The organism is Bacillus paramycoides, from assembly GCF_001884235.1.
Classification (GTDB): domain Bacteria; phylum Bacillota; class Bacilli; order Bacillales; family Bacillaceae_G; genus Bacillus_A; species Bacillus_A paramycoides.
Window position 1 is genome coordinate 233,429 of record NZ_MAOI01000123.1, and the last position, 22,756, is coordinate 256,184.

Annotated in this window: 24 protein-coding genes; all 24 read right to left on the bottom strand. The window is 35.7% G+C overall.

Annotated elements, in window-relative coordinates:
- Nucleotides 1–2,940: a formate dehydrogenase subunit alpha gene (gene fdhF, locus BAU28_RS26440; RefSeq protein ID WP_071720880.1), complete on the bottom strand. Its 2,940-nt coding sequence runs from the start codon at nucleotides 2,938–2,940 to the stop codon at nucleotides 1–3.
- Nucleotides 2,909–3,100, bottom strand: coding sequence for a hypothetical protein (locus BAU28_RS26445; RefSeq protein ID WP_071720882.1), 192 nt, complete (start codon nucleotides 3,098–3,100; stop codon nucleotides 2,909–2,911). Before BAU28_RS26445 ends, fdhF begins: the two co-directional genes overlap by 32 nt.
- Before the next feature lie 104 nt (nucleotides 3,101–3,204).
- A complete protein-coding gene (locus BAU28_RS26450) occupies nucleotides 3,205–3,981 on the bottom strand; it encodes a TerC family protein (RefSeq protein WP_002171268.1) in 777 nt (258 codons plus the stop codon).
- A 375-nt stretch (nucleotides 3,982–4,356) separates the two neighbouring features.
- Nucleotides 4,357–5,304 carry a DNA-binding domain-containing protein gene (locus tag BAU28_RS26455; RefSeq protein ID WP_071720884.1) on the bottom strand — a complete coding sequence of 316 codons (948 nt, stop codon included), beginning with the start codon at nucleotides 5,302–5,304 and terminating at the stop codon, nucleotides 4,357–4,359.
- A 483-nt stretch (nucleotides 5,305–5,787) separates the two neighbouring features.
- The gene (locus tag BAU28_RS26460) at nucleotides 5,788–6,696 is read right to left on the bottom strand and encodes a chemotaxis protein (protein WP_000075950.1); all 909 of its coding nucleotides are present in this window, start codon (nucleotides 6,694–6,696) and stop codon (nucleotides 5,788–5,790) included.
- Nucleotides 6,697–6,837: 141 nt separating this feature from the next.
- Nucleotides 6,838–7,323: a LysR family transcriptional regulator gene (locus BAU28_RS26465; RefSeq protein ID WP_071720886.1), complete on the bottom strand. Its 486-nt coding sequence runs from the start codon at nucleotides 7,321–7,323 to the stop codon at nucleotides 6,838–6,840.
- Nucleotides 7,324–7,598: 275 nt separating this feature from the next.
- On the bottom strand, nucleotides 7,599–7,934 hold the full coding sequence (locus BAU28_RS26470; RefSeq protein ID WP_071720888.1) for a DUF3964 family protein: 336 nt from the start codon (nucleotides 7,932–7,934) through the stop codon (nucleotides 7,599–7,601).
- 49 nt (nucleotides 7,935–7,983) lie between these two features.
- Nucleotides 7,984–9,207, bottom strand: coding sequence for a flagellar hook protein FlgE (locus BAU28_RS26475; RefSeq protein WP_071720890.1), 1,224 nt, complete (start codon nucleotides 9,205–9,207; stop codon nucleotides 7,984–7,986).
- Between the two features lie 16 nt (nucleotides 9,208–9,223).
- Nucleotides 9,224–9,802 (bottom strand): flagellar hook assembly protein FlgD, encoded by a 579-nt coding sequence (locus tag BAU28_RS26480; RefSeq protein WP_071720892.1) that lies wholly within the window; start codon nucleotides 9,800–9,802, stop codon nucleotides 9,224–9,226.
- Nucleotides 9,803–9,805: 3 nt separating this feature from the next.
- Entirely contained in the window at nucleotides 9,806–10,915 is a 1,110-nt protein-coding gene (locus BAU28_RS26485) for a flagellar hook-length control protein FliK (protein WP_071720894.1), read from the bottom strand.
- A gap of 10 nt (nucleotides 10,916–10,925) precedes the next feature.
- A complete protein-coding gene (locus BAU28_RS26490; RefSeq protein ID WP_071720896.1) occupies nucleotides 10,926–11,336 on the bottom strand; it encodes a cytoplasmic protein in 411 nt (136 codons plus the stop codon).
- 116 nt (nucleotides 11,337–11,452) lie between these two features.
- Nucleotides 11,453–12,757 carry a flagellar protein export ATPase FliI gene (fliI, locus tag BAU28_RS26495; RefSeq protein WP_071720898.1) on the bottom strand — a complete coding sequence of 435 codons (1,305 nt, stop codon included), beginning with the start codon at nucleotides 12,755–12,757 and terminating at the stop codon, nucleotides 11,453–11,455.
- Entirely contained in the window at nucleotides 12,754–13,440 is a 687-nt protein-coding gene (locus tag BAU28_RS26500) for a FliH/SctL family protein (RefSeq protein ID WP_071720901.1), read from the bottom strand. Before BAU28_RS26500 ends, fliI begins: the two co-directional genes overlap by 4 nt.
- Nucleotides 13,427–14,431, bottom strand: a complete 1,005-nt coding sequence (gene fliG / locus BAU28_RS26505; protein ID WP_002030936.1) for a flagellar motor switch protein FliG — start codon at nucleotides 14,429–14,431, stop codon at nucleotides 13,427–13,429. Before fliG ends, BAU28_RS26500 begins: the two co-directional genes overlap by 14 nt.
- Before the next feature lie 13 nt (nucleotides 14,432–14,444).
- Nucleotides 14,445–16,019: a flagellar basal-body MS-ring/collar protein FliF gene (gene fliF, locus BAU28_RS26510; protein WP_071720903.1), complete on the bottom strand. Its 1,575-nt coding sequence runs from the start codon at nucleotides 16,017–16,019 to the stop codon at nucleotides 14,445–14,447.
- A gap of 22 nt (nucleotides 16,020–16,041) precedes the next feature.
- Nucleotides 16,042–16,341: a flagellar hook-basal body complex protein FliE gene (gene fliE, locus BAU28_RS26515; RefSeq protein ID WP_071720905.1), complete on the bottom strand. Its 300-nt coding sequence runs from the start codon at nucleotides 16,339–16,341 to the stop codon at nucleotides 16,042–16,044.
- A 17-nt stretch (nucleotides 16,342–16,358) separates the two neighbouring features.
- A complete protein-coding gene (gene flgC / locus BAU28_RS26520) occupies nucleotides 16,359–16,772 on the bottom strand; it encodes a flagellar basal body rod protein FlgC (protein WP_002030933.1) in 414 nt (137 codons plus the stop codon).
- 20 nt (nucleotides 16,773–16,792) lie between these two features.
- Entirely contained in the window at nucleotides 16,793–17,278 is a 486-nt protein-coding gene (flgB, locus tag BAU28_RS26525; RefSeq protein WP_116500489.1) for a flagellar basal body rod protein FlgB, read from the bottom strand.
- 307 nt (nucleotides 17,279–17,585) lie between these two features.
- The gene (locus BAU28_RS26530) at nucleotides 17,586–17,858 is read right to left on the bottom strand and encodes a flagellar biosynthesis protein FlgG (protein WP_071720910.1); all 273 of its coding nucleotides are present in this window, start codon (nucleotides 17,856–17,858) and stop codon (nucleotides 17,586–17,588) included.
- The gene (locus BAU28_RS26535; protein WP_071720912.1) at nucleotides 17,848–18,216 is read right to left on the bottom strand and encodes a flagellar export chaperone FliS; all 369 of its coding nucleotides are present in this window, start codon (nucleotides 18,214–18,216) and stop codon (nucleotides 17,848–17,850) included. The genes BAU28_RS26530 and BAU28_RS26535 overlap by 11 nt, the downstream gene beginning before the upstream one ends.
- 22 nt (nucleotides 18,217–18,238) lie before the next feature.
- Nucleotides 18,239–19,618, bottom strand: coding sequence for a flagellar hook-associated protein 2 (locus tag BAU28_RS26540; RefSeq protein WP_071720914.1), 1,380 nt, complete (start codon nucleotides 19,616–19,618; stop codon nucleotides 18,239–18,241).
- 19 nt (nucleotides 19,619–19,637) lie between these two features.
- A complete protein-coding gene (locus BAU28_RS26545) occupies nucleotides 19,638–20,501 on the bottom strand; it encodes a flagellar hook-associated protein 3 (protein ID WP_071720917.1) in 864 nt (287 codons plus the stop codon).
- A gap of 481 nt (nucleotides 20,502–20,982) precedes the next feature.
- The gene (gene flgK / locus BAU28_RS26550; protein ID WP_071720920.1) at nucleotides 20,983–22,281 is read right to left on the bottom strand and encodes a flagellar hook-associated protein FlgK; all 1,299 of its coding nucleotides are present in this window, start codon (nucleotides 22,279–22,281) and stop codon (nucleotides 20,983–20,985) included.
- A 17-nt stretch (nucleotides 22,282–22,298) separates the two neighbouring features.
- Entirely contained in the window at nucleotides 22,299–22,751 is a 453-nt protein-coding gene (locus BAU28_RS26555) for a hypothetical protein (RefSeq protein ID WP_071720922.1), read from the bottom strand.
- Between the last annotated feature and the right edge of the window lie 5 nt (nucleotides 22,752–22,756).

Genomic DNA, 22,756 nt, shown 5'->3' on the forward strand with positions numbered 1-22,756 from the left:
CTAGTTATCCGTTAAATGTACGTAGCCTGGACGAGCCCACTTGCGATTTACCTCAATGCCGTTTTGAGGATGACGCTTTTTATTACGTGGGTTCGTTTTTGGCATCGGATTTCCCCCTTCTACTTGTAACACTTCCATACGCACTTTCGTTTGTTTATATGCGGGCGTATTTGTACGCAAATCAACCGCAGGACCTGTTAAGAAATTAATTGCCGAATCTTTATCCGTTGAGTTCATCGGTAAATAAAGTTCATTTGCTTTTACACGATCCGTTACAAACGCACGTAATTTAAGTGCTCCAAATGGAGAAACAAGGCGTACTAATGAACCAGTTTTCACTCCACGTTCCTGTGCAAGTTCTGGAGAAACTTCAACGAAAACACCTGGTACTTTCGATTGAATACCAGTTGATTTGTTTGTCATGTTCCCTTCATGGAAATGTTCAAGCATACGGCCGTTATTAATGTGAAGATCGTATTCAGCCGGGAATTCAGCAGGACGTACCCAATCAGCTATCGCAAAACGAGCCTTTTTGTCCGGGAAGTTAAATCCATCTTGGAAAAGAAGCGGCGTATTCGTTCCATCAAAACTTCCCCAGTGGAAACTGTTCCATCCTTCAAGCACTTTATAGTTTGCGTGTGCGAATAGTGGTGATAAGCTTGCCATTTCAGCAAAGATTTCACTTGGATGACTGTAGTCCCAGTTTGCACCTAGTTTATTGGCAATCTCTTGTACAATCCACCAGTCTGGTTTCGCATCACCTAGCGTTGGAAGTACTTGATATAATCTTTGTACACGACGCTCTGTATTTGTAAAAGTACCTTCTTTTTCAAGAGATGGTGCTGCTGGTAAAACTACATCTGCATATTGTGCCGTTTTAGAAAGGAATACATCTTGAACGACAAAGAATTCAAGACTTGATAACACTTCATGTACGTGATTTGCATTAGAGTCTACAAGAGCCATATCCTCTCCAACAAGATACATAGCTTTCATTTTCCCTTCATCAATTGCGTGAAGCATTTCAATATTATTTAGACCTGGTTTATTATCAATTTTTACTCCGTAAGCTATTTCAAATTTCGCACGTTCTACATCGTCAGTAACGTGCTGATACCCTGGAAGCCATCCTGGAAGTGTTCCCATATCACAAGCACCTTGCACGTTATTATGGCCTCGAAGTGGATATGCACCAGCACCTGGACGACGATAGTTTCCTGTTGCAAGTAATAAATTTGAAATTGCAGCAGAAGTATCTGAACCACCCGTATTTTGCGTTACACCCATTCCCCAAAGAATACAAGTACCATCTGCATCACGAATCATTTCAGCCATTTTAACGAGCGTTTCTTTTGAAATACCTGTAATCTCTTCTGCATACTCAAGTGTGTATTCTGCCAAACTTCCTTTGAAATCTTCAAAGAAGTTTACATTCTCGTCGATGAACTGCTCATCATGCCAACCCTGATCAATCATATATTTCGTAACAGCCATTAACCATACTTGGTCTGTGCCCTGCTTTGGACTAATAAAAATATCTGAACGCTCTGCCATTTCGGTTTTACGAAGATCTGCAACAATTAGCTTTTGACTGTGAAGTTTATGCGCGCGTTTCACACGAGTTGCTAGTACTGGGTGGCCTTCTGTTGGGTTACAACCAACGATAATAACAAGACCTGATTGCGCGATATCTTTGATCGTCCCTGCATCTCCGCCCATACCAATTGTACGGAACAATCCATCTGTCGCTGGTGATTGACAATAACGTGAGCAGTTATCGACGTTATTCGTTTCAAACACTTGACGCGCTAATTTTTGAATAACATAATTATCTTCATTCGTAATTTTAGAAGAAGAAATAAAGCCGATAGAACCTTTACCGTGCTCTTCTTTAATAGAGCTTAATTTATTCGCCACTACATTAAGCGCTTCTTCCCAAGTTGATTCAACGAACACTCCATTTTTACGAATTAAAGGTTTCGTAAGTCGTTTTTCAGAATTAACGAAATCCCAACCGAATTTTCCTTTTACACAAGTGGAAATCGCATTAACAGGTGCCTCAGAAGTTGGTTGTACTTTAAGAATTTTACGACCCTTCGTCCATACTTCAAATGAACAACCTACACCACAAAATGTACATACTGTTTTCGTCTTCTTCGTACGGGTGTCGCGCATCGCAGCTTCTACTTCTGACACAGCAAAAATACCACTATATCCAGGTTCCACTTCTTTAATAAGGTCAACCATCGGCTCAAGAATATCTGGTTTTAGCCCTGTCATAAATCCAGCTTCACCAAGCATCGATTTCTCCATTAATGCATTACAAGGACAAATCGTTACACATTGACCGCAGCTTACACATGAAGAATCATTAATATCTACTCCATCATCCCAAATAACACGAGGACGCTCCGCTTCCCAATCTATAGATAACGTTTCATTTACTTGTAAGTTTTGACACACCTCTACACATTGACCGCACGCGATACATTGATTTGGATCATAGCGATAAAATGGGTGAGACATATCAACTTCATTTGCATCAACTTTTGGCTCGTAAGGATATTTTTGATGCTCTATTTCCATTAATTCTGCCGTATTATGCAATTTACAGTTCCCGTTATTGTTGTCACACACCGTACAATAAAGTAAATGATTTTCCAATAAGCGGTCCATCGCCTCATGTTGCGCTGCCTTCGCACTAATAGAGGACAACTCAATATTCATACCGTCCGTCACTACTGTAGAACACGATCGTACAAGATTTCCATTCACTTCTACAATACAAGTATCACACGTTTGAATCGGATCTACTTCCGGCACGTAACAAATTTGTGGATGTTCAATTTCGTTCTCATTAATAATGCCTAGTATAGTTGAACCAGGCTCAGCACTATATTCTTTGCCGTCAATTGTAATATGAACCATGCTGTCGTTCATGGTTACTCCCCCTTTTTGAGAATAAAAAAACTCCACCACGAAAATATACGCACCACATTTTTGGTACGTTATCATCATGGTGGAGTAGTTTATTAGCACATCTTGCTAAAATACCAATCCATTTATTCATAAATAAAATGATAGATTCATAACAGATCATATCACGATTCCATCTTTAACACTGTAATTATAGCGTTAAATCGAAAAATACACAATATAATTATCGTTAAAAAGGACAAAGCACATAATGCTCTGACCTTTTTATTACCTTTCAGGATTATTCTGAGCTGACTTATTTCCCGGTGCAAACCAACCAATTAGTGCAATACCGACTAATACTCCGTAGAAGATTAAAGTCCAAGTTGTACTGTGCGGGAAATCATGGTTTAAAATACCAATATCCTCATGAGCAAGTGTAATTACAGCAAGTTTGACGCCGACCCAGGCAACAATTGCATATGCTGTTGTTTCCAATGCTGGACGTTTCTCAAGTAATTGTACAAACCAAGTTGCCGCAAATTTAATTAAGATAAGTCCGGCAATCCCTCCGAGAAGTACAACGATGAACTGTCCTCCATCCATACCACCGAAATCTTCTAGCGGTGAATCCGGAAGACCGAGGGCAAGAGCAACCGCAGCTAATATTGAATCGATCGCGAAAGCAAGGTCAGCTAATGCAATCTTTCCTACTGTGAACCAGTAGCTTTTACCTGCCGCTTCCTTTTCATCTTCCTCATGAATATTTTGATTGTCTTTTCCGAATTGCGCCTGAATGACATGCTTTAATCCTAAGTAAAGAAGATAAGCTGCTCCTATCGCCTGTATTTGCCAAACATTTGCAATAAATGAAATGGCAAAAAGAGCTGCAAAACGAAAAGCGAAGGCCATAATGATCCCGTAATTTATAGCTCGTTTTTTCTCTTCTTCGGGTAAATGCTTGGCTATAACTGCTAGTACAAGGGCATTGTCAGCCGATAACAATCCTTCTAATCCGATTAGAATTAATAATGCCCAAGCATACTCTAGCCATATTGAATCCATCCGCTTCTCTCCTTTCTAAAACCAAAATTAGATAAGCGCTTTGCTATCAATAGAATTTCCTATTAAGCCAAATTAAATGCTAAAATTTATGGCTAAAACATTTTGACAGTTACTTTGCTGTCCTCTATTTGTTATAATTTCAACAAAAAAACAGGTTTAGATTACGGTTTTCATCCGTATCAAAGCCGTAAACTAATGATATGAACTGTTTTTCCAAGTCAAGTTGATAACTGATTTATTGTTAACCATAAATTAAAGTTTCACTTATAATGTTTTTACAAAATACATTTTTCTTTTTTTAGAGCGATTCCATACAAAACAAAAGGGAAATACATATACACTATGTATCTCCCTTTTATTTTGTACCCAATTTTTTTATTGTGTTACGGTCATAACTTGTCCACTGCGGTCTACCATAATTTTCATTTTGCCGTCTTGTGCGTTATATAACCCTAGCTTATGTAGATCTTGTTTGCACTCTTTTACGAAGTAAGGCAATGTGCGAATTTGATCGATGTCAGAGCTCGTAATGAAATGAATTAAATGATGCGTCATTTCTTTAATATCATGAACAAGTTCTTCTTTCTCTCGCTTTAATCTTTCATTTTCAGCCTGTAGCGACTGTAATTGTCCTTCAAGACCACGTGCATTTTTTTCATCTTTCGAACGATCTGCAGCCATGCTAGAAAGCTTATAAATCCCTTCCATGAACTGGTGTAATTCATGTTCTTTCTTTTCACTACATTGACTAATAGTTTCAAAGTTGTCAACGATACCTGATATAACTGTTACGAGGCTTTTTTCATCCTCTTCACTTCGAACGTCTTCTTTTACTTCTTGTTTGCTTTCTTGTTTCGTCTGGGCAATCGTCTCTTTTACAGATATATATTTTCGTTTTCGCCCTGGTTTTTGTTTTTCAATATTTTCAAACGGCATCTCTTGTTTTTTTAATTTATAATACGTATTTTGTAATTGGCTTTCCGTTTTCGGAAAAAGATTCAATTCATATTTACTAACATATTTTGAAATATTTGCGATGTTTAAGCCATGACGTTGACAAAATTGATATACTTCATACAATAGTTCTAGTTCAGACTTCAACCAAGTAATCGCTGATTTTTCATATACTCGTATACCGCCATTTTTTTCTATATCTATTTGAAATAATACCATTCTATTATATAAATCAATTAGCTCTTCATACCCTATTCGGAATTGTTTCTCTATTTTTTTAAATTCCGCTTCTAATTTCATATCGTTCGTTTTATTATTTGACATGTTTTGTAAAAGACTTAATACATTAATTGCTGTGTGGTGATACATAATCTGTGCCACTCCCCTCATCCTCTCACAATTCTCATCGGACTCCCATGCCTTTTAAGAAAATAGAAATTTTTGCATATCCATATTATAACATTTCCAAATTATCTGTCAAATAATAAACATACAAAAGGGTATAAAAAGTATCGAAATAAAAAATAAAAAACATCTACGAAAAATATTATATCAGCAAAACTTCACTTAATTATATTATATGGTATTTTTAATGTACTTTCACCGAAAAAGTTTACGTTACCACGAAATCTTATAGTTAAAATAATTGGATATCAGGTAAGAAAACCCTCACCTTTATAGTAAAGGTGAGGGCAAAATTAAAATTTTTTATACGCAGCGCTAACTAATCTACCCGAAAGAATGACCATTATCACCACGGTGGCTACAGAAAAACAATACTATCTTAGAAACACTCCACCGTTCTGTCTTTACACACATGGCTGGATCCCCTCTTCCAACTAAAAGAAGCTTTTAAAGTACTAACTTATCAACTAGCCCAATTAGCTCTTGGATATCCGGTTTACTTACTTGAGCATTCGCTCCTACTGCTTCACCTTTATGGAATAATTCATTTGTAATTAATGAAGAGAAAATAATAACAGGTAAACGATTCATTACTTCACTATCCTTAACCACTTTCGTTAAATGATGTCCATCCATTTTCGGCATTTCAATATCTGTAATAAGCAGGTGAATATGTTCAAACATTTTTTCACCTTGCTCTTTTGCTAGTTTTTCAATTTGTGCTAACGCTTCTGCACCATTGCTGAAGAAGTTCATTTTCGTATATCCAGCTGATGATAATGTTTCTTCTAGTATTTGACGAAGCATCGCTGAATCTTCTGCAATATAAATAACTTTTTCAGCTCGATCTGTTTTTTGCTCTAACCCTGAAAGTGATTTATTGTCGTAACCAGTACCGCTAATTTCACATACAATTTTTTCATAATCTAATAATAAAATGATTTTTCCATCTAGTTTTACAATACCAGATGTCGTTTCTTCTAGTCCCATAGATAATGAAGCTGGTTCATCAATTTGTTCCCACGAAATACGTTGAATACGATGCACTTCATCAACACGGAAAATGACTTTCATTTGGTTTAATTCTGAAATGATAAATTTCGTTTGATCAAGTGGCTTTGTTGATTTTAAATTAAGAGCTGTCGCTAGGTTAATAACAGGTAAAATTTCACCACGTACTTGAACAACACCTTCAACTGCATGATGAGATTCTGGCACAGTTGTAACAGGGAATGGATTAATGATTTCACGTACTTTCATTACATTGATGCTAAATAAATTTTCACCAACAGTATACGTTACAATTTCTAATTCGTTTGTTCCACTTTCTAATAAAATACTTTGTGCTTGTGACATAAAGGTGTCGCTCCCCTTCTATTATTTCTATATATCTAATTATTAAGCTTTATTAAAACCAAAAAGTCAACTACCTATATGAAAAATATAGATAGTTAAGGGATCCTCACAGTTTTAAAGTAGTAATACTATCGGTAAAACTTAATCTTGTATAAACGACGCAAGTGCCTCTAGTAACACTTCTTGTGCTCCTACAATTTCTGTCGGCATCGCTTCCCATTTTTTTGAAAGCTCTGTTTCTACCCTAATTCTTAACGCTGGGTCCATTTCTCCTAGCACATATTCCTTCGTCGCTATATCTACGTCAAGAAGCGAAAGAGCATATAGTTCAGGATCATTTATTTTCTCAAATAATTTCTTCAATACACTAGGCGCCATATGCTTTAATTTTTCAATATGAATTTCCTTATCCGAAAATAGTAACTCATATTGAATATACGTAACATTTTCTTTAATTACTTTAAAATAGCAATTATTTTTTTTATCATTTACAAAATAACCGTTCGGATCTGCAATAATACTCTCTACTTGACGTATTAAATTAGGTAAACTACTCGCCGCCATTACAGTTCTTTGCTCAACCTCACTTGGCGAAATGAATGTAACGCGATACTTATTCTGCGCCATCCTCCTCACCTCTCCTTTTATATAAATTTAGTCTAATTGTACAATATCTTAATTAATCTAAATCTATTTCAAATCAATGCTACTAGACTCGGATAAATCCTCTCTCCAAAAAGTGAAGAGGCACCATCTAAACACTTGGATTTTTGCCTCTTCAACTACCTTATAACCACTCGATATCTCTCGTCTTACAATGCGCGAACCACTCATAGACACTAGCCGCTACTAAATATCGCTGGGCCCTCTCTCAAAACCTAAAAGAAAGCTTTTAAAATCTTTTAAGCACCCTTCAATAACTCGATGTTATTGAACCAAAAAGCAAGCTGCTGATCTGTAATATCAGGCAACATAACGAAGAACTCGCGGCACTTCATCTCATCTTTAAATAGTTGATACTTCCAAACACTATCACTGCCAACACTCACAAAATAAAACTCATGAATGCGGCCAATAATTGCCTGTTTCTCACCAAATGCATATGGAGGCACTTGTTTAATTTCAAATTGATCCGGTAAATATACATGCTCTTCTCGTTCTATTTTTAACACTTGCTCAGCAAGCTCACGTTTATTTTCGAAAAAAGGCAATTGTAAAATTCGCTCTTGTCTTGTCATACGAATAAAAAACCCTTTCTACTACGTTACAATTTTTCTTTACGATGTATTATCGAATTAAGTTTACAACTTCATTTAATACTTCATCTGACACTTTAATTACTTTCGCATTTCCTTGGAATCCGCGTTGGTATAACATTAAATCTACAAATTCTACAGATAAATCAACGTTCGCACCTTCTTGTGCACCACCACGTACTTTACCTGCACCGTTTTGGCCAGATGCACCAAGCGCTAAAATACCAGTTGTATTCGTCGCTGTATAGTTACCATTTCCCGTTTTCATTAGGCCGCCTTCGTTCGGGAACATCGCAACAGCTAATTGACCAGCAGATTTCATACTTCCATCAGAATATTTTACCATCACATATCCACCGTCAGCAATAAAGCAATCTTTTACAGTTGCCGCTGCTCTACCATCTACGTCTGTTACTGATAACGTTTTATCTGTCGGATGGTTTGTTAATTTACTAAAATCTAAATTTATTGTTCCACCATCAAACGGAATAGATGCTCCAGGGTTTGGCTGATTTGGATTTCCTACTTCATCAAACGTCATTTTACCAGTTGCACCTTGAACATCTTCAAACTTTGTATCTTTTTTCGAATCATTACGCATCTGTACTTTATATGTATAATTATGTTCACTATCTTGTTTAAACTCTACACGCATTGTCCATGTATTCCCTGCATTATCGTATACAGGCAAATCTTGTGTAATTTGTTTTGCATCAGTTGGAATATTTCCTTTAATCGTCCCTTTTGATGTTCGAATACCGCCAATTGCTGTTCCCATCGGAATTTGCAATGGCCCTGGAATACCAGATAAATCAACTTCACCAGTCGCTTCATTTGCTGGGTATGCAAATACGTATTGGCCTTCTGTATTCGTAATATAATAATTTGAAGATATCCCGAACGTACCTTTACGCGTAAATTCCATGTTGCCACCTTTTGAATCACCAACTACGAAGAAACCATTACCTTCCATTGCTGCTTGTGTTTTACCACCAGTTAGCGTAATTGTACCATCACTATAATCTGTAACCGTTCCGCTCATTTTCACACCGTTACCGATACTTTTTGGGTTCGTCCCTGCGTATGTCCCGTCGCCTTTTGCACCAATCGAATTGTTATATAGTAAATCATCAAACATTGCTTTTTGTTTCTTATAACCAACTGTTTGTGCGTTGGCAATATTATTTGAAGTTACACTTAATGCATTTTGTGTTGCATTCATCCCTGTAATACTTGTATATAACGCTTTAATCATAACGTATGTACACTCCTTATGAATTTGTAGTTTTTACTTCTTCAGTTACCTTTTGATCATCTTTCTTCTCGTCTTCTGGATTTGTGTCTCCAATCGGTTTATCAGACACTCTTTCAACGAAACGAAGGGATACAACTTTGTTATCAATAACGAGCTGCACATCGTTATTTTCTGCAAGACGAACTGTCTCTACTTGACCTACTACTTTCTTTCCGTCGCCGTCAACACCTCTTACATACTTCCCTAAAAACTTCATTCCGCCATCAAGCGCTGTCGAATACATCGTCGTTCTTAAAGAATCAACTGCTTTTGTCATATTTTGGACCTGTTCCATAAGAGATAGCTGCGCTGTCTGATTCATCATTTGATTCATATCCATTGCATTGAACGGATCTTGATGCTGGAAACTCGATAAAAACAATTTCAGAAAATCATCTTTCCCCATTACACCAGGAGTTTTTTGTTCACTTGTTGATACTCCGTTTGTTTGTTGAACTGGCGATTGTACACCGTTAACAGGTTCGTTACTTTTTTGCGCTCCCGCCTGTAACGGAATATGGTTTGTACTCGTTGTATTTAATCCAACTGTTGGCACGCTTTATTCCTCCAATAATCCAGCAAATTCTTTTGATTCTTGTTTCTCCTGTTTCGTACTTGCTAATTTTTGCTTTTGTCTTTGCTCTTGTTCTCGTTGTTCTTTACGGTTTTCATCTTTATCTGAATAACTAATTTGAATATTAATTTCTTTTTCTTTTAACTTTAGCTTCAATTCGTCAAAAATCATTTCAACACGTTTTTTCGCATCGTGTTTTTCCATTTCTACATGGACATCAATTTGATCTCCATGCTTTTTCATAAATACAGTTAATGTACCAAGTTTTTCTGGATTTAGCTGGAATAAAACACGTTCTTGTTTCACAACAAATTTTTGTAGAGCTTCTACTTGTGCTTCCATTTTCTTGCCTAAGTCAGGTAATGTAACCTTCTCTGCTCCATTATTTTGTTTTCCTATTTGGTCGGTACCTGTCGTCTTATTTAATAACTCCACTCCCGTCGAACTTGAATCATTTAATTTATCAATTTCTAGCAACTCTAACTTCACATCATCGCTCTCATCTTTCGGGAGTTCTACTTCCTTAGATTCCTCTTTCTTCTTTGCAATATTACAAGTTTCTGTTTCTACAGCTTTTAATGCTTGCAACGTCTGCCCTGACATCGTCACCTTGTCTAACGCCATTTGCATTGTATCTTCTAAACATATAGCATTTTTAATATTCATGTTTGAAAGAAGCTCTTGTAGTTGTTGTAATTCTGCTGCGGGCAATTCGCTGAGTTTAATATTTCCGTATTCTTTATATAACTCTTGTATTTTTTGTATGTATTGATATAACAATTCTGGTTGCACACGTAATTGCTCAATTGCAACCATTTGCTCAGATACAGCTAGTAATAGCTGTTCTGTCTCTTTTTTTTCTTCTTTCTTTACAGTCGGCTCTTCTTTCGTCACCGTTTTTTTTGCTAGAAGATATTCTTTCTTCTCTTCTTCAGGTGCTTCTTCTTTTTTCAGTTTCTCCGTTTTCGGCTGCTTTTTATTTTCAATTCTCATTGTATTATCGAATGAAGAATTTTCATGTTTCGATTGTACTTCTAGCCCTTTTTCTTTTTGTGGAGGTAAACTTTGCTGCACCGGTAATACAAACTGTATCACTACATCCACCTCATCCGTTCATACACATTTTTAAATCAAGAAGCATTTTTTCTTCCAGCTTTTCTTTTACTTTCGCAAGCTTCTTACAATCTTCTTGATACATTTCATCAATGACACGTTCTTTTTCTTTTACTTGCTCTAAAAGGCTTTCATTTTTTTGAATAAAACCTTCTGTTTTTTTAATTTTTCGATTCCATTCTTCTATTCTTTCAGGTGAAAATGTATGTGAAGAAAGCATACCAGCCATAATACGTTGTCCCGTTTGTACAACCTTATTGCGTGATTTCACAACATATAAATCATATTCTTTTTTTTGTTCTATTTTTCTTTTTTCAGCTGTTAGTTCGTACACTTCTTTCAAGATATGTTCTTTCTCTTGATTAATCTGCAATTTAATCGTGTCGTACTGCTGTTTATCCACCTGTTTTCATAACCCCTTCCTATTATAACGTTCCCTTTTTCTATTATATAGTTTTTTTACAAAAAAATCTGTGAAATATTAAAAAACAAAAAAATAAGACCTCAAAGCACGAGGTCTTATACAATATGGTGCATCGCTTGGACAATATCTTCAAAATGAAAGCTATCCGTTCGACCTTGTTTTAAAAACGTATTTATACCTTCTACTTTATTTTTGCATTCAAAAATATAAGTATTTTCTTCATTTTCTTGAATTGTACCTAATTTGAAATACAATTCATTTTCTTTATAAATAGATAAAATTTTTCTCATTTCATTTGCAAGTTGCCAATGATTCGGCGATACGATTTCTTCCATTATCCTACTTACCGAATCTAGTACGGAAATAGCAGGATAATGACTAAGCGTCGCAAGCTCACGCTTTAATACAATATGTCCATCTAAAATACCACGAGCTAAATCTGGTACAGGACCATTTAAATCGTCACCATCAACGAGTACTGTATAAATACCCGTTATTGATCCTTTTTGCGTTTTCCCCGATCGCTCTAATAACTTTTTCATATAACTTTCCATTAACAGCGTTTTACCGCCGATTGGTAATTCCTTTACCGCAATATCTACACTTCGACGTGCGTCAGCAAAGCGTGTAACAGAATCCATCATAAGTAATACGTTATTCCCTTGGTCACGGAAATATTCGGCAATAGACGTTGCCAGCTTCGCCGCACGAAGCTGCATAAGGTGACTTTCATCTGACGTCGCTACAACAACGACGCTTTTTTTCATACCTTCTTCACCTAATTCTTTTCGAATAAAGTCTTTTACTTCCCGGCCACGTTCACCTACTAAACTAATAACATTAATATCAGCTTTTGCGTTTTTCGCAATCATCCCAAGTAAAGTAGATTTACCAACACCTGATCCTGCGAAAATACCAATCTTTTGACCGATCCCAATCGTTAACATAGAATCAATCGATTTAATTCCCGTTTCAAATACATCTGTAATTTCTTCACGCTCAAATGCATGAATCGGTGGTGCATCTAATTTTATTTTTTGCAATGGAATGTTTTCAGCATCCTCATTTAACACTTCTCCATTTGCACTTAACACTTTACCGAGCAAGTGATTATCACGGGGTACAACGACATCTTCCGCAATTAATGTAACCGAATCACCGTAACACACTTTTTCTGTCTGTTCAAATGGGAGCAACATATTATTTTCTTTTTCAATCGCAATGACTTCACATAAGACGCTATGTTCTCCAACGAGACAAACATCTCCAATCTTCGCTTTCGGCCCTTTCGCTACGAAAAACTGTTCTTGCACACTATGAACTTTGCCGACTTTCGTATAGAGTGGTGTTTCAATGAACGCATTCCATTTATGATTTTCATTCATTAACATGCGGTTCATACGTTTTGCTCCTCAAAAAGCTTTTCTTCTTCCCATTTATGAAGAAGTTTCTCAAATATAGGCGCAAATTTAAATTCGAAAAACTCTTTCTCTTCTTCCAGAACAAATTCGCCAAACTGTAAAGAGAAATCGTACTTCCATTCTACTAATTGCAGCAGCCAATACTCTTTCGTATTTTCTTTCTCCTCTTGTACCTTCTCAAACGTTTCTGGGTGAACCGTTATAATTAATTTTTCAAATGAAGTAGGCAGTGTTTGAACGATGCCTGTCAAAATCGGTAAAACGTCTAATAGGCGTGAATCTATCGCTTGATTCACTACTTTTTCCGCTAACTGAAAAGATTGATTCCATAATAACTCTGTCCATTCATATGCTGTTTCTTGTTGTTCTTTTTGAAACTGTATACGCGCTGCTTCCATCTGTTCCATTTGTTCATGAATATGCATTTGAAACTGTTCTTTATCTTGTAACAACTGCTGCCGCTCTCGTTCTAGCATTTGCTGCTGCTGCCTTAGCTGATTCATTTCAATATGTAATGCATCTTGCTGTGCAAGAAGTTCTGCATGATCTACTTGTATCTCTTCTTCAATGTGAACTGATACTGGTTTCGGGAATTGTAATTCATACGTTTCTTCAGAAAAAGAAACAGAATTCTTCGGAATTCTGTTTTTAAATAAGGACATCATCTTCACCTCTTTGAACGATAATTCTTCCTTCTTTCTCTAGCTTCTTCACCGTACCTGTAATCGTTTGCTGTGCTTTTTCAGCATCCGTCATCTTAAGCGGTCCTAAGCCATCTAACTCTTCTAGAATCATCTCTCTACGGTTTGAAGACATACATGTAAATAGTTTCTCTTTAATTTCTTCTTTAGCAATTTTAAGTGCTTTCGCGATAACACCGTTATCTGTAATTTCCTCTAATACACGGCGAAGCGCAAGATCTTCAAGACCAAGTAAGTCTTCAAAGACAAACATATTTTCTTTAATTTTCTCAGATAACGCATAATCGACTTCATCCAGCTTTTGAAAGACTGTTTTTTCAACACCTCGTGAAACGTTATTTAAGATGTTTACAATTGTTTTCAAGCCGTCTGTTTTATTAATGGCACTAAATGCCATATTATTTAATTTTGCTTTTAATAACTCACCAATTTGATTAATTAATTCACCATCTACTTGTTCCAGCTTTGCAATACCCATTACCGTTTCTACACGTTTATGATCTGGTAATCTCTCAATTAATTGAGAAGCAAGTTGCGGCTTAATATAAGAAGCAATAATCGCTATCGTTTGTGGCGATTCATCATTAAGCACTGTAAGAAGTGGCTCTAAATCTGTAAGTGAATTTAAGAACTCAAATGGATTATCTTTGTTGTACCAAAGGTCTTCCAATAATTTTTCCAGCTCGTCTTCTGGCATATTTTTAAATATACGACGAATGTATTCTTTATCTGGAGTTACTAAATTCAATTCTTTTACATTTAGTTCGTACAAAAACTCCCCTAGTACATTTTCTAATGTTTCTGGTTTATATACACGAAACTTCGCGATTTCACGAAGTAATACTTCTTTTTCCTCAGCCGTCATATATTCAATGACTTTTGCTGCCACCTCTTCGTTTAATGTACGAATGAGGATGGCAGCTTTCTCTTTGGAGGAGATTTCATCTAACATTGTTTTTCCTCCCTTACTGTCCGTTTAACCATTTTTTAATTACTTTTGCAGTACCTTCTACATGCTCTTTCGTAGCTTCCTGCACTTGATCATCTAATGTAGGCTCTGATGGTTCTACTGGTTCTGGTTTTGGCTCTGGTACTATTTTTTCTTCAGGAATTTCAAAAATACTTTCATTACTAGCAGCAACTTCCTCTTCTGCTAAGTATTCATCATATTCCTCTTCTTCTTTCTTTTTCTTACGTCTTGCTAAGAAGAACCATAATAGGCCACCAAGTGCTAACAATCCACCTGTAATTCCACCGAATAACCACCAGTTAATGCCACTTTCTTCTGGTTCTTTCGCTTTCTCTACTTTCGGCTGATCAAACTGAACTGTTACAACGTTAACTTGACCGTTTGTAAAGTTTCCATTCGGATCAACTTGCAGTCCAGCTGCCGTACCAATCGCTTCTTTAAATGTTGTCATATCAATTTTTCGTTTTACTAACGTATCGTTATCGACCCATACAACAACATTTGTTTTTGTTAATTCCGGATGTTTCTTAATCGTTTCAACTGTTTTATCTATTTCATAGTTTTCAATTTTGTTACCGTTATTATTATCGTAGACAATTTTGCCATTTTGATTATTGTTCGTACCATAGTTTGGTACTTCACCATTCGCTGTAATACCAGCACCTTGCTTCGTTTCTGCTCCTTCTTGTGCAGTAGAGCGCTCTTCTTGTTCCTGTTTACTGCGAAGTATACCTTTATCACCATATTTTTCTGACTGACGTGTAACTTCATCATAATTTACAGACACTTTTGTATTCACCTTATATTCATTCGGCTTAAACATCGTCATTAACGTCGCATCAATATCTTGCTTTAATTTACCTTCAATTTGTTGCTGCATCTCAACTTCTTTTTCATAAGAAGAGGAACTAGTAGAATGTGCTTCATCTGCTCCTTTCGAGATAATACCTTTTTTGCTATCAATAACACTTACTTCTTCTGCTTTCACCCCAGGAACTGCCGCACTAATCATTTGCTGTATACCCGCAACTTGATCAGCTGTTAATTGTTGTCCACGTTTCACACCAACAGTAATTGCCGCTGTTCCTTTCGCTTTTTCTTCATCAAAAATTGTTTCTTTTTCAGGTAATGTAATTTGTACATTTGCCGTTTCAACTGTCGCAAAGTTTCGTACAATATCTTGCTCCAATTGCTTTTTCGTACCGACAATCTGCTTCATTTTCTTATCTTGCTCACTTGAACCGAGCGAGCTTTCTAATAAAATTTCCTCACCGCTTTTAGAATTAAACGGTAAGCCCATTCCATTCATTTCTTTTCGAACCCATGGAGCATCATTCTTTTGCACTCGAATCGAACCATCGGCTGCTAATTGGTAATCAACACCTAGCTTCGATAATTCTGCTGTAATCTCTTGCTTATCTGCATCATTTAAATTTTGATATACAACAACATATTTATCTGGCAAGGTGAAGTATAAAAGTGCTCCTGTTACAATCGCTAAAAGCGCAGCACCAATCACTAACTTATGCCACGTTTTCAACGATTGGAAAACATTTTTTATCTTTTCCATTTAAACACACCCGTCCATTTTCCTAAATTTGCATATTAATTAGTGACTTATAATTTTCAATAAGATTATCGCGTACGAGAGCAGCCGTTTTCATTTGTGATTCAGCTTTCTTCTGCTGAATTAAAACGTCATGCGTTTCTCCTACCCCTTTTGTCAGTAAATCATATACTGCTGTCTGAGCATTATTTTGCGTTTGATTCATATCTTCCAATAAATCAATAAACTTTTTACCTTCAACTACAGATGTTTCTGAAGCTTTCGGTGTGCCAATCGGCTGAATTGCTCCAAATGGCTGTGTATTTAACATTGGTTGAATTTTCATATTTCCCCTCTTCCCTCTTATCCTCGGCCGATTTCTAAATCTTTATCGAGCATTTTTTTGTTCGCATTTAATACACTTGTATTTGCTTCATACATTTTTTGAGCAACCATTACATTCGTCATCTCAGCTGTCACATCAATGTTCGGATAACGTACATATCCTTCTTCATTTGCATGCGGATGCGTCGGATCATACACAAGATTTTCATTTCGATCTGTTTCAATACTTTTTATTTTCACTCCATTAGTAGGAGCTCCATCTAGCATACTTGCAAAACTATTGTTTGATTCTAACACTACACTTCGACGGTGATACGGCTCTGCACCCGGCGCTCCCGTCGTATTTGCATTTACAATATTGTTAGAAGTAACTTCCATCCATTTTCTCGCTGTAGTTAGCCCAGAGCCACTTGCATTAATTGCCTGAAACATTGTTGTCTCCCCTTCTACTCTTAACGTCCACGCGCCGCTTGGTTAATTGCGTATTGCGTATTAATCGCATTAATTGAGATACCGTATAATTGGTTTGTTTTCATTAAATCTAGCATTTCTGTCGTTACATCCACACTATTCCCATCTTTATTTGTTTGCATTGATTTCGTTTGAATCTTTGCATATGTATTTTTCGCATTTGCTGTCGGTAAGTGCATTTCATTCGTTTGATATAAATCTGGATTACTCTTTAAATCCGCGGCATTTTTTTTGTATAATGCACTGCTCTTATTCATTTGTTCAGCAAATGTTACATCTTGTGCTTTATAGCCAGGTGTATTCGCATTTGCAATATTACTAGAAACAGTATTTCGCTTCGTTACTAAATAATTCATATAATGACTTACATCACTAACTAAATCTGGCATATTCCACACCCTTCCTTTTCTATCATGCTCGTTTAGGGCATGATCATCCACTAATGGAAGTTTCACTTCATTATTCATTTCTTTATATGTATTTATTAAAATATTATCTATTATGTACCCTTACATATTTTATTCCATTTTTCCATTGTTGTCTTTAGAAAAATACAAAAATATAAAAAAGAATATAAAAAACTGTATACCCGTAATAATCCATTTAACATTTCGATATATGAACAATAAAATAACATCCATTTTTTTATTATTTATACTATTACCATTTTTCCATTACAGTCATAAAGTGAAACCTCAATTAGCGGAACGCCTTTATTCAAACAACGGAATGGATCCCCCTTTTAATAAGAGGAATCCGTTCCATACTTCCCAATTAATATTTACCGTAAAATGAATTAGCTTTCATTCGTCCATCATTTGTCATAATCATTTCTTCCAAAATCTTTTGCTTATCTCGAATATGCTGCGCTGCTTTAATTATTAATGGACTCACTTCCGCTGCAACATCTGCGCGCGTCTTTTCATCCAAAGTCATCATCCAACGATTTAACAATGCACTTTTCTCAGCAAATTCTACATCTGACACTTGCAATTCACCGATTTCATTAAAACAGCCGACAAACGCTTGATAAATATCATTGTTCATTTTCAAGTACTCCGCGATAACCGTCTATTAAATCTTGTAACACTTGCACAATCGCATCCATATCATTCGCTTCACGTGTTACTTTCATCGTTTGAATTTGAATGCTAATCCAATCGTATAAACCAAACAGACTATCATATAAATCTTTCGTAATCTCTGGGTTTAATTGAAGCTTTAATTCTTCAAAAATACGTTCTAATTTTTCAAGAAGTGCATCTCCTTCTTGTAGTTTAAAACTATTTAATAGTTCTTCTAAATTACGAAACTCAACGATGCATCTTTCATAAATAAAAATTGTATTTTTAATTGGATTACTCGTCATAATATCATTTTGCATATAACGTTGCCATGCTTGCATACGATCACTTCCTCAACTTTCATTAATCATCACTTTTTTGTTTTGTCATAGCTTTAATTGTTTTTAGTTGGCTGTCTAGCGCCGCTAATGTACTTTCTAACTTTTGATACTTCTTCACGATTTCATCTTGTTTTTGCAGATTTTGTGTCTCAATATCTTTAATCTTTTTATCTAAATCATTTACACGTGAATCGATGTTTTTTACACGCTCTCCGACTACACCTTTATCACCAAATAGTTTATCAAGCGGCTCCTCCATCATTTTCCCTAAACCTTTAGAACCAAAGAAAAATTGTTTCGCTGCATCCGGTTTTTCTTTTAACGCTTGCGTTAATTTTTCGTCATTAACTTCCATCGTACCGTCTTGCTTTAATTGAATACCAAATGAGAATAAATAATTTCCATCTTGAGAAAATGTTACGACGTTATTCATCGCTTGACGAACACTCTGCATAATGGCTTGACCTTGGAAAGCTCCACCTTTCCCGGCAAAGATATCTACTGTAGAAACAGCTTTATTATAATCCGCAACCATCTTTTTAATAACATTCGATGCATCTGTTACGTTTGAGTCACTTACTGTAAACTTCAAATCTACACCTTTTGCTTTTGGATCTGTTGTTGTACCTGCATCTGTTTTTTCATCTACTTTTGACTCCGTCACTTTTAGTAATTCAATTTTCACACCAGGAAGAGCTTCAATTGTATTGGTAGAACTTTCGTCTTCAATACCATTAATACTGTATTTAGCATTTTGCGCTTCATTGATTGTATTGACTGCTGTGCCATCCGCATTAGCTAAACCAATATCTTGAAACAGTGTAGATGTATTCCCTGAAAAATTAATTTTTCCATCTGTTCCTTCTGTTTTCGAGGACATAAAAATTTTATCTCCAAGTGTATAAGCCGATACGCCATAATCTCCGTCATTAATTTTATTAATTAAATCTTTATATGTCATATCAGTTGTTACTTTTAGTTCTTTACCGCCTAGTTTTAATGTTTCATCTTTAGAAAGCTTTGCATTTATATCAGTAATTTTATTAGAAGCTATTTGATGACGCTGTGCGAGCTGTGTAATCGTCATATTAAAAGTTCCTGCAATCGCACCACCATCAGCTTTTACATTAATATAACCGTCTTGTGATGTTGTTACCTTTTTCTCATTCCCTTTAAAAGCTGCTAAGTTTTTAAAAGTCTGTGTAAAAGAACTAAATTCTGATTTTAAACTTGTGTATAATAGTTTATCATTTGAAAGATCGTTCTTTTCTTTCGTATACGGTGCTTTTCTCATATCTAACGCTTGCATTTCTAATTCTACAAAGTTAGAAGTATCGATCATATTATTTCCGAGGTTCCAAATCTGTTGTCTACCGCCAATACCTGTTAACGTCCCTGCCATATTTCTCACTCCTTATTCTTTACATGTAATCTAAAATGCTCGTTTTACTCATCGTACTAACTGCTTTAAGCGTTGCTTCATAAGTTGCATTAATATACGCTAGGTCAGAAATTGCTACCGCTAAATCGACATCTTCAATTTCTTTACGGTTTTCTTGAAGCGCTAAATTTTGCTCGCTTAAAATTGTTTTAAACGTCTCCATTGTGTTCATAGTTGAACCAACTTCAGTTGTACGGTTAATGATGCTATCTAGGTTTTTCTTATTTTCTCCTAATAACGGTTGCAAAGCTTTTTGATCACCGTTATTCATTGCTTCACTCATCTGTTTTAACGTTTTTATAACTGGTGATAATAATGCTTCCCCGTTACGAAATGCCTTTAATTCATAACCATCATTTAGTTGCCAGTTCACATCATTTTTTCCACCTTGATACGTACCATCTTCTGTAAATGGAGCTTGTTCAGCACTATCCCCACCGAAAATATAACGGCCTTGCTCTTTCGTATTCGCTAAATATACAACTTGTTTTAAAATTTGATCAATCTCTGCACCGATTGCCTTCAATTCTTTTTCGCTATTCGTCCCATTTAACGCTTGCACTGTTAATTGATCCGCTCTTGTTAAAGATTTAAAAACACCTTGTAACGTATTTTCAGTTTGTGTTAATACATTTTTCGAATCCGCTAAATCTTTTTGCATTTGTTCAATATTTGCTAGCGAATGCTGAATCGCAAATGATTTGCTTGCCGCAAGTGGATCTTCACTCATAAGAAGGTTTTTCTTCCCAGAAGTTACTTGATTTCGGTGGTATTGCTGTTGCACATTCAAATCCATCATCTGATTCTTTGCCCAGTTTGCATTTTGAAATGTAGATACTCTCATCTCTATCTTCTCCTTTATCTATATTTGAATTGGCGTGAAGAAAAAGCCGCAACTATCTACGGCGATTCCTTTCCATAACTTCACCGGACCCCCTTTTCCAACATAAGGAAAGAGATTTTTCGTTTTTATTTAACATGTGAGGGATATATTTACTAAACATGGCTTTCTTATTCGCTAACTTATCCTATAGCCATCCCATATCTCTGGTCTTACATTGCTTGGTTCACTTTAAGGCTCTGTCCGCTTCTCCCCTGCGACGGATACTCTATTCCAACATAAAGAAAGAGATTTTTCGTTTTTATTTAACATGAAGGTGATAAATTTACTAAACATGGCTTTCCTCTTAGCTAACTTATCCTTCAACCATTTCATATCTCTGGTCTTACAGGCTTGGTCCACTTAAAGGCTCTGTCCGCTTCTACACCTCGCCGGATACTCTCCTCCATCATAAAAGAAAGACCTTTTTCTTTTCTATTACATGTTATCTAATAATTGAAAACAAACTATCAAACACTTCATTCATAGTCGTAATAGCTTTAGAGTTTGCGACAAAATATTTTTGGAAGGCCATTAAATTTACCATTTCCTCTTCCATATTTACGCCTTCTATACTCATCTTTTCTTGCTGAATACCTTCTAATAAATCGTTATGAATATTTTGATAAGCATTCACTGCACTTTTATCAGAAGCTACACCGACTATAAATTGGTCTAATGCTTGTTTATAAGAAAGACCTTCTTTGTAATCTCCATCTGTAATTCCTGCCAGTTTATTTGCTGTTTCAGCGGAAATTTTCATTTTCGAAACATCTTTTGCGAATTCAGGATTTAACTGCATATCTTTCGCATGATCTCCAACGAAGAAATCTTTCCCCATCACTGTATTCACTTGACCTTTTACAGAACTCATTAAGTCATCAAGATTTTTCTTATAACTAGCAATCTTCGCTTTCGTATCTATCGCTGATTGAATTGCTCCACCATTTAAAGGAATATCCGATCCATAAATCGCAACAGTCATCGGTTCTTTTTCTTTATTTAATTGAAGTGGATATGTATCTTGTCCATTTACTGTTAAAACACCATTCATTCTAACACTCGCGATATTAGGATTCATAGATTCATAAGATACTTCTATATTGGCATACTTAGACATCTCTGTAACGATGCGATCACGTTCGTCTAAAAGTTGATTAGGTACTTGTGTGCCTGCTTGTCCAATTTTTTTATTCGCTTCTGCTAAACTAGTAGCAAGACGATTAAATTCATTCACATGCGCTTCAATATCTTCAGTCGTCTGTACTTCTGCTGTATCTAAGTTTTTCGCAAGACGATTTATCTGACTTGTGAACTTCCCGGTTTCAGAAACTAATGTATCGTAGTAGTTTGGTTGTTCTGGATTTTTTGCAACTTCGCGAAAAGCATTAAAGAAACCGTCCATTAAACTAGATAACGAATTCTTTCCTGTCGTTCCTACCATAGACTCTACTCGTGATAAAGTAGAATTCATATATGCGTAGTAAGAGAACTGTGACAACTGATCATTAAATTGCTTCGTTTTCACTTCATCAGTAATTCGGTCAACTCCTAATGTTTGTACACCATAACCGATTCTCTGTTCAGGCGTATGACCGTTACTTGCTCCAACAGATCCGTAATTCACCATTTGACGCACATAGCCTGGTGTATGAATGTTAGATAAGTTTTGTTTCGTCGTTTGTAAACCCATTTGAGCCGCTAACATACCAGATAGCGGCGTATTATAATCAGATAATCTCATAATTCTTCACTTCTCCTTTACAATAGTTCATTCATAAAGATTTGCGAATTATTGTTTTTCTCCAAATTGTATTCAGAAACGGAATCCACAATACTTTCTGTAGTTTTTAATAGTACGTTTAAGTAATATTGATTTTTCAAAAGAATCATTTTTACATTTTCTTCTAGTTCGTTTAATTTTTTTTGTAATTCTTCCATTTTTTCAATTTCTTCCTGAGAAAAATACAAAAATAGTGAACGCATACGCAATGGTTCGACTTTCTTTTCTTTACAAAACTGAACAACCATTTCCTCAAAAGAGCGAGATAATCCTTTTACACCTTCTATGTACTGCAATTGCTCTACTTGCAGTTTTTGGACTGCATTAACATTTTTATGTTTTAAATTTTCATATATTTGTTCTCCAAGCGTATGAATATTTTCATATGCTTTTTGTATAATAACGAGCTTTTCATATAATTGTATGTACATATAGC